Source organism: Herminiimonas sp., assembly GCF_030645555.1.
In the GTDB taxonomy this organism is placed as follows: domain Bacteria; phylum Pseudomonadota; class Gammaproteobacteria; order Burkholderiales; family Burkholderiaceae_D; genus Oxalicibacterium.
Genome location: NZ_JAUSME010000125.1, coordinates 1 through 7,122 on the forward strand (window position 1 = coordinate 1; position 7,122 = coordinate 7,122).

A 7,122-nucleotide genomic window follows, 5' to 3' on the forward strand; every position below is an offset into this window, starting at 1 on the left:
GCGACAATAATTGCGGTGCTGGCGCTGCAGGATATTCATTGGCTTCATCGCGATGACCGAGTATGAATTCTCCCGTTGCCAGCGGCGCCCATTTGCCATCCTTCATTTGCTTGCCACGACCGATCACGCGCTCTGCCCGCCCCGGCAATCCTTCAAATACCGGGTCGCCTATGCCGTCGGTATAGCCGAAATGTTCCTTGCTGGTTGGCCTGCCATTCTCCACCACTGCATGTACATCCTGGAACAGCAAATGTTCTGCGTCGTCGTCACCGCGATGACCGGACAGTATCGCCACGCCGCCCGCACTACGCGTAACCAGTTCCTGCAGCCATTCATAACGCTTCTGCATATCGGCGGGAGTCTGGCCATTGATCGAAATCCAGATGTGCACGTCCTTGAGCCAGTCGGTTTCGCGATTGTCGCGCCAGATCGTGTCCCAATGTTCGGGTGCGCTGCGGCCGTCGTCGCCGAGTATGTCCTTGCGCTTCTTCATCCCCATCACGAATTCCATCGGGAAACCGATCAGCGAGGCACGCGGCAATTCCAGCTGCTTCAGGCCCTGATAGGTGAAAGCGATATTGACGGTAGCAGGCGGCTTGGGTATCGGATTAACGCCGTCGCCCCATCTGACGGCGGTGGTGACTTCTGCGGTGACCGCGCCGACGAAGTCGCGCGCACGCTGGCCGTCACGAATATTCAAGAACAGATAACGCGCTACCGGAAAGTTATAGCGACCGTAAGCCTTGATTACATTGCCCTGGATGTCCAGCAGATCCAATTGTTTTTCCACGATGTTTGTCCTTTGATTTTTACAGAGTGGATAGCCCTGGCGTCCACGCCGGTCCTGCCAGATTGAGCGGCTCTACGCGCTGGATAAATGTCTGATAGGCCTGCTGCAATTGCGCGGCCGGCATGCCCTGATGCTCGGCGGCGAAGCGCGAGAATTCCTGCTTCAGGTACAGCGCTTTCAGTTGCTCGGGCAGGGGATCATCGTTAGAGCCGACAAAGAACAAGGCTGCCTTCAACTGGCATTTCTTGATATAGGCGACGAAGGAATCCGCATCCTTGACCTGATCGAAGCCGTAGCAGAATTGCCAGATGTGCTGGATGTCGTCGCTGATCGCGTCCCACATGCCGCGCAGGTAGGCATCCAGATCGCCATGCAGATTGCAGGAAAAAACGATGTACTTGGATTTGAGATGGTCTTCGCGCGGCAATGCCTTGCGGCGAAACTTATCCGAAAAAATCGACATGAAGTCATAAAAGGTGCCGCCGAATTCGGTGCCGGCCAATGACTCGTAATACACATCGTCCAGCACAAAGTAGCGGCACAGATAGGTCTGCGGGACTTTTGCCATCGGGCTGTGTTCGAGCAAACCCCAGTTCTGCAAACGATGCCTGACTTCATCGCTGTAAGCAGTGCCGTTGAAGTGGCCCTTCTCGATAGGACAAAGGCAGGTTAATGCGTAGGCGTTGCCGCTGGTATTGGCCATCTCAATCTCCCTTGGCCTGGTCGGCCAGACTGACGATAGGCAAGGGCTGCATGGTGCCCATATCGTGTTGCAGGCTGCGCAGCAAGGCCTTGTAATTTTTCAGGAATTCATCCGGCGACGCATTGTTGTATTGCGCGTCGAAGGCCAGCAATTCGCCTTTCAACAGCTTTGCCGATTTGATGTCGTTAGCCGCTGCCATCGGATACGCGGTGTAGTAATGATCGGTTTGAATCTGGTTGAACTGTATGTATTCGTGGAAAGGCGTTAGCGGCACCGAGCGCGGATAACGGATATTCCATTTCCAGAACAGGTCGAGGCCGCTGGGTATTGAAAACGTAAACGAATCGACGTACTGCGCCCAGCTGCCATTGAAATTACTGAAGAACAGCATGTAGGAATAATTCAGAGTTTCCCTAGGCTGGCGTTCGCTCAGATGCGGAAACTGCTTGCGGCCTATGATCACCCAGCGCGCGTAGTGAATCAGCGACAGCGTGATCAAACCCTTGAGCGTGGATGGCATCTTGAGCGCCACCCAGAAAATGACCTTGTTAATCCACGTCATATACCAGCGGATCGGTGTGATCACGTTCATGGCATACGCTTTTCCAGCGATATTCGACATGCATTCTCCCCTTGCAACAGCTACGATAAAACGCACAACGCTAAAGTCGTGTGCGCAGCCCTACTCTTGTATTTATTCTGCGGTCACCATCAGTCAGACGATTAAGCCTGCTGCCACCCTGCCCGCGTTCGTCAGATATGAAAACCTGTGTGTTACCGCCTGCATTTTTGTTTTGATTTGATTTTCTTTTGCGTGCAAGCTCCCGCAAGATTACACGGGATGATGTATTTTTTGCAATAATACAAGGTAAAAATAAAGTCAAATTCGCAACACTTTGCTATATTCTTTGTTTGCATCAGTCATCGCCTAGGCAAAGCCGCTCTCGCTCCCATGCGGTGCAGGCGATGGAAAAAACCTCTCAGGGAAGTCATGCCTTCATACTTGCCGTTCACTCTCAAGATGCGCACCGCTGCACAACGCGCACGCATCGCGCGCCGCAGGGAACGCCAGAACTGCACCTTGAGCGACGCAGAGCTGGATGCACGCCTGCTCGACGAGCTGCAGCGCACAGTCAATACGCACATGAACGGCATCGTAGGCGCGCTGGAAATGATACGGAAAAGCGATCTGGCACCCGATCAATCCGAAATGATCAGCCTGGCGCAAAACAGTGCCGACCACCTGTTGTCGGATATCGGCCAATTGCTTGAGTTGAATCAGGACACGATTTTTCACGCGCATGCAGAAAACGCACCCCAGCTGCTGAGCAACATCCGCATGATGCTGATAGATACCGATGCCGGCACACGTGAGCGCATAGAAAAGAAATTAAAACAGTACGGCGCATCTGCAGACGGTTTCGATTTGCCCAATGCCGCCTTGCTGGCGCTGGAGCAGGCGGCGCTGGGCGGCGACCCGTACCGGATCGTGATACTCGATCAACAGATACCGGGCATGGATGGTGAAACGCTGGGTACGGCGATAGTCAATACGCCCTTGCATCGCGATACCCTGATCGTGCTGCTCAGTGATGAACACGACAGGCACGATGCAGATCGCCTGACCCTGGCCGGATTTTCAGCCTGGCTGCCTAAGCCGGTTTCACGCACGATGCTGGTCGATACGCTGGCCATGTTGTGCAGCTGCATCGCCAGGAAAGATGCGCCCCGCTTCATTTGCGCCGGCGTGCGCGTGGGCACCGAACAGCCGGAAAGCCTGGCATCCTTTGCACATAGCAGCGTACTGGTGGTCGACGACCATCCAGTGAATCTGCAAGTCGCACAACAGATGCTGGCATGCCTGGGCTGCCAGATCGATACCGCATCCAGCGGCCAGCAGGCGCTGCAGCTGGTCAGTGAACAACGCTATGACTTGATCCTGATGGATTGCCAGATGCCGCAGATGGATGGCTACCAGACCACGGCCTTGCTGCGTGCGACCGAAGCCGCCGATTTCCACACGATTATCATCGGCTGGTCGGCCGGAGCCCGCCATCAGGAACGCGACACCTGCCTGGCGATAGGGATGGATGACTTCATGACCAAGCCGCTGCGCATCCGCGCATTGAACGACATGCTGACACGCTGGCTGAAACCGGCACGCGTGGCGATGGGCAGCGCGACGCAGGCAGACGATGAACTGGATACAACCCGGCAAATGTTTGGCGACGACTTCCCCGAACTTGCGCATCTATTCCTCGAAGACAGCCCCAAGCGCCTGCTGCTGCTCGAGCAAGCCGTCGCCAGCCAGGATGCGATTGCCATCGCCAAATTTGCACATATCCTGTGCGGCAGTTCTGCCTCCATAGGCGCCAGCACGCTGGCTGCGCTGTGCCGGGACATGGAAATTTGCGCGAAGAACAATGCTATCGATGAAGCCCCCGCACGATTGCCGGCGATTGAACTTGAATACGCAAGAATAGATGCAAAACTGCACCACATGCTGGATACCGGCAAGCATGCAAAGTCGCCCGATGCGCATGACAAACATTAAGCTGAATTGATTTGATAATGAGAGGAAATACTTGATCCCCACACCAGGCAAACTCAATTTCGTGATCGCCGACGATGACAGAATGACGCGCAATGTATTACGCATGTTATTGCACGACAATTACCATCAGGTTGTCGGCGAAGCAGGCGATGGCGAAAAAGCCATCGAACTCTGCATCGCACATCAGCCAGACATCGCCTTCATCGATATCGACATGCCCAAACTGGATGGCCATCATGCCACGCAAACAATACGGGAAAGCTGCAAAAATACCCGTATCATCATGATCAGTTCGATGGCAACCGTAAGCCGGGTTCAACAAGCATTGCAATCAGGCGCGAGCGGATTTGTCGTCAAGCCATTCAATAGCAACAAGGTCAGTGAAGCCATTGAGCAATGCATGAAAAAAACAGGCCTTGTGTTGAAAACAGCGGCAAGCCATTAAAGAAAAAACCTCAAGCCAAATCACGAAAAATATGGTTTGATCCAAACCTCGCACGCAGAAACGGTTATTCTGCCAGCTGTATTGAACCAGGCCAGAAAGTATCAGGGAATGAACCAGATCACCGAATCAAAAAAGAATCATCTTTGGCGCAAAACCATTTGGCACACCGATCCGGAAAATTTCCCGCTCGGCCCGCATCATTCAGTGGAAGTCTATTGCTGCGAAGAGTCGAATGGCTATGCAGTCTGGTATGCGCGACGCCTGGCCAAGGATGACAGCAGGAATGTGGCGGGTAGCGAGAACGGCGATTACCTGCTCGCCTACTTTGCCAAGACCAAGCGCGATGAAGCGATAGAACATGCGGTGCTGATCGCCAATAGCGATGCATCGGTGGACAAGGTGATTGCGGCGCTGGATGTGCTGGCCAAGAGCGCGCAAAAGGTTTGATTCAATGAAGCGCCTGCGTGGACTGCATCACGTCGTCCACAGCGGCGCTTCATCCATCAGCGCGACCTGTTCGCGCAATTCCAGTATCCGGTCCTGCCAGTAACGCTGCGTATTGAACCAGGGAAAAGCCACCGGGAATGCCGGATCGTCCCAGCGGCGCGCCAGCCACGCCGAGTAGTGCCTCAGGCGCAGCGTGCGCGGGGCGTCGATCAGGTGCAATTCGCGCGGATCGAATTCTGCAAAGTCTTCATAGCCGGCCAGCAGGTCGGATAATTGCCGCACCATGTCGCGTCGCTCACCCGACAGCAGCATCCACAAATCCTGTATCGCCGGACCCATGCGGCTGTCGTCGAAATCGACAAAATGCGGGCCGGCATCCGTCCACAATACATTGCCGCAATGGCAGTCACCGTGCAGACGCAGGATGCCTACATCGCCGGCGCGATCGAAACAGCGCCGCACGCCATCGATCGCCTGCGCAATCACGCTGCGGTATGCATCGAGCAGATCGGGAGGGATGAAATCATGGGCCAGCAGATAGTCACGCGGCTCGACGCCGAAGGTAACGATATCCAGCGTCGGCCTGTGTTCAAACGTCTGCAAGGCGCCGACTGCATGTATGCGACCGATAAAACGTCCCAGCCATTCCAGCGTTGCAGGATCATCGAGTTCCGGCGCACGGCCGCCATGCCGCGCAAAGACAGCGAAGCGAAAGCCGGCGAAATCATGCAGGGTCTCGCCATTGGCCAGCGTCATCGCCGGCACGACCGGGATTTCGCGCTCTACCAGCTCACTGACGAAGGCATGTTCTTCCAGGATCGCCGCATCGCTCCAGCGCGCCGGCCTATAGAATTTGGCGACCAGCGGCGGGCCGTCTTCGATGCCGATTTGATAGACGCGGTTTTCGTAACTATTGAGCGCCAGCAGGCGGCCGTCGCTATACAGGCCGACGCTTTCCAGCGCATCGAGCACGCAGTCTGGCGTGAGGGTGGAAAAAGACAGGGGGGCGGATGCATTCATACAGGCATTGTACGGTGCCGGCGCGGTTTTCCGGCTGGGTGATGTGGCAATGCAGTGCGAATGCGGTACGAATGCAATGCTAATGATGCTCGACTTTCAGTGCGACAAATCGCCGCCTTGCCGCAATCCGCGCGCATTTCTCAAAATCGTACTGGTACACTGTGGCCCTGCACATCATTTGATCAAAAACTATCATGCATCTAGACGAACCTCTTTCCGACAAGGAATTCGATGAACTCGACAAGTTCCTGCTTTCCGACCGCACTGCCGATGACTGCATGGCGATGGACTCGCTGCACGGTTACCTGACTGCACTGGTCGTCGGCCCGGAAGAAGTACCGCTGGCTGAATGGCTGCCGCATGTCTGGGGCGAACATGTCGAAGCCACACCCAAGTTCAAGAACGACAAGGAATATGAACGCATCGTCGGCTTGATCGCGCGCTTCATGAATGAAATCGCGATCACGCTGGAAGTCGCGCCCAAGGAATACGAGCCGCTGTTTTGCGAGCATGAATGGGAAGGCAAGCCGGTACTCGATGGCGAAGCATGGGCCTGGGGCTTCAATGAAGGCATGAGCCTGCGCACCGAAGCGTGGGAACCTATCTACACCTCGAATATCGCACCGCTGATGCGCCCTATTTATCTGCTGGGTGCGGAAGAAATCGAAGAAGAAGAAATCGTCCTGGTCGACAATCCGGTCAAATGCCACAAGCTGACGATAGAGATAGAAGCGGCGATCCCGGAAATCCACAAGTTCTGGCTGCCGCATCGCAAGTCCGCGGTAAAAACCGTGCAGCGTGAAACGCCGAAAGTCGGCCGCAACGACGACTGTTCCTGCGGCAGTGGCAAGAAATACAAGAAATGCTGCGGCGCTGAGCCGGCAGCAGAATAAAAAAAGCCGGCGCTAAGCCGGCTTTTTTTATTGCAAACACAATTGCTGTCATTCCCGCGCAGGCGGGAATCCAGAGGTACATCGCATTACGTTTGCAAGTCCGGGCACTTTTTTATGTGCATTGGATTTAATTCTGGATTCCCGCCTGCGCGGGAATGACGAAGCACTACTAACACCGTTATTCCTTGATGAAATGCTCACGGTAGTAACGCAACTCTTCCACAGATTCGAGGATGTCGGCCAGCGCCGTATGCTTTTGATGCTTCTTGA

Annotated in this window: 7 protein-coding genes and 2 pseudogenes; 4 read left to right on the forward strand and 5 right to left on the reverse strand. The window is 54.9% G+C overall.

Annotation, left to right across the window (positions count from 1 at the left end):
• The 3 genes and pseudogenes from Q7T06_RS04925 to Q7T06_RS04935 form a co-directional block, all read right to left on the reverse strand.
• Positions 1–790 (reverse strand): annotated as a pseudogene (locus Q7T06_RS04925) (peroxidase); the annotation flags it as partial.
• A 19-nt stretch (positions 791–809) separates the two neighbouring features.
• Entirely contained in the window at positions 810–1,493 is a 684-nt protein-coding gene (locus Q7T06_RS04930) for a hypothetical protein (RefSeq protein ID WP_304781161.1), read from the reverse strand.
• Between the two features lies 1 nt (position 1,494).
• Positions 1,495–2,115, reverse strand: coding sequence for a hypothetical protein (locus tag Q7T06_RS04935; protein WP_304781164.1), 621 nt, complete (start codon positions 2,113–2,115; stop codon positions 1,495–1,497).
• Positions 2,116–2,484: 369 nt separating this feature from the next.
• On the opposite strand from Q7T06_RS04935, the gene Q7T06_RS04940 reads away from it, so the two are divergent.
• The 3 genes from Q7T06_RS04940 (at position 2,485) to Q7T06_RS04950 (ending at position 4,939) form a co-directional block, all read left to right on the forward strand.
• Positions 2,485–4,047 (forward strand): response regulator, encoded by a 1,563-nt coding sequence (locus Q7T06_RS04940; RefSeq protein WP_304781170.1) that lies wholly within the window; start codon positions 2,485–2,487, stop codon positions 4,045–4,047.
• Positions 4,048–4,078: 31 nt separating this feature from the next.
• Positions 4,079–4,492 carry a response regulator transcription factor gene (locus Q7T06_RS04945; RefSeq protein ID WP_304781177.1) on the forward strand — a complete coding sequence of 138 codons (414 nt, stop codon included), beginning with the start codon at positions 4,079–4,081 and terminating at the stop codon, positions 4,490–4,492.
• A 108-nt stretch (positions 4,493–4,600) separates the two neighbouring features.
• Entirely contained in the window at positions 4,601–4,939 is a 339-nt protein-coding gene (locus Q7T06_RS04950) for a hypothetical protein (protein ID WP_304781183.1), read from the forward strand.
• A 27-nt stretch (positions 4,940–4,966) separates the two neighbouring features.
• Here the strand turns inward: Q7T06_RS04950 and Q7T06_RS04955 are convergent, their stop codons facing one another.
• On the reverse strand, positions 4,967–5,959 hold the full coding sequence (locus tag Q7T06_RS04955) for a serine/threonine protein kinase (protein WP_304781188.1): 993 nt from the start codon (positions 5,957–5,959) through the stop codon (positions 4,967–4,969).
• 194 nt (positions 5,960–6,153) lie between these two features.
• Between Q7T06_RS04955 and Q7T06_RS04960 the strand changes: the two genes are divergently transcribed.
• Positions 6,154–6,852, forward strand: coding sequence for a UPF0149 family protein (locus Q7T06_RS04960; protein WP_304781194.1), 699 nt, complete (start codon positions 6,154–6,156; stop codon positions 6,850–6,852).
• A 178-nt stretch (positions 6,853–7,030) separates the two neighbouring features.
• Here the strand turns inward: Q7T06_RS04960 and Q7T06_RS04965 are convergent.
• Positions 7,031–7,122: pseudogene (locus Q7T06_RS04965) on the reverse strand (oligoribonuclease); the annotation flags it as partial.

Excerpts from the sequence above, each read along its gene's own strand:
- Q7T06_RS04930 (WP_304781161.1), bottom strand. The coding sequence starts at position 1,493 with ATGGCCAATACCAGCGGCAACGCCTACGCATTAACCTGCCTTTGTCCT.
- Q7T06_RS04935 (WP_304781164.1), bottom strand. The coding sequence starts at position 2,115 with ATGTCGAATATCGCTGGAAAAGCGTATGCCATGAACGTGATCACACCG.
- Q7T06_RS04940 (WP_304781170.1), top strand. The coding sequence starts at position 2,485 with ATGCCTTCATACTTGCCGTTCACTCTCAAGATGCGCACCGCTGCACAA.
- Q7T06_RS04950 (WP_304781183.1), top strand. The coding sequence starts at position 4,601 with ATGAACCAGATCACCGAATCAAAAAAGAATCATCTTTGGCGCAAAACC.
- Q7T06_RS04955 (WP_304781188.1), bottom strand. The coding sequence starts at position 5,959 with ATGAATGCATCCGCCCCCCTGTCTTTTTCCACCCTCACGCCAGACTGC.
- Q7T06_RS04960 (WP_304781194.1), top strand. The coding sequence starts at position 6,154 with ATGCATCTAGACGAACCTCTTTCCGACAAGGAATTCGATGAACTCGAC.